Below are 421 nucleotides of genomic sequence, written 5' to 3' on the forward strand. Positions count from 1 at the left end.
ATATATTTACTGAGTATATTATTAGGAGGTTTTATTTTGGCGGAAAATTTGAAAAAAATAATTTATTTTGATGAGACATCTGCAATTGATTTATTGCAGATAGAGAAAAAGGGAAACTTTAATCAAACAATAGAACTAGTTAATGAAGTAAGTGGTGAAGCCAATGGTGAAGTAAAAGCCAGTGCGGCCGCTGGGAAGCAAAGTGCAGTTAAAGCTGTTTTTGAAAAATTAACAGGGTTGTCGGGTTCAATTGAGGGTCAATTTGGAGCTTCTGGAGCTATTCATGGCGGAAGAATTGCAAAAACATTATTAGAGAACCCGTGGTGCTAGTTAATTTTAATATCCTAAAGAATATCTCAAAGTTCCTTCAAAACGTCGTTGTGCTCGACTTAATAGAACACTGTAAGCCAGTAATATGCTT

At 34.9% G+C, this 421-nt stretch carries 1 protein-coding gene; it reads left to right on the plus strand.

Annotated elements, in window-relative coordinates; genetic code table 11:
- On the plus strand, positions 1-330 hold a 330-nt coding region (locus AB3I27_RS14000; protein ID WP_368023024.1), incomplete at its 5' end, for a DUF6414 family protein.
- Positions 331-421 lie beyond the last annotated feature (91 nt).

The sequence above is a fragment of the Enterococcus sp. C46 genome (assembly GCF_040887565.1).
Classification (GTDB): Bacteria; Bacillota; Bacilli; order Lactobacillales; family Enterococcaceae; genus Enterococcus_B; species Enterococcus_B lactis.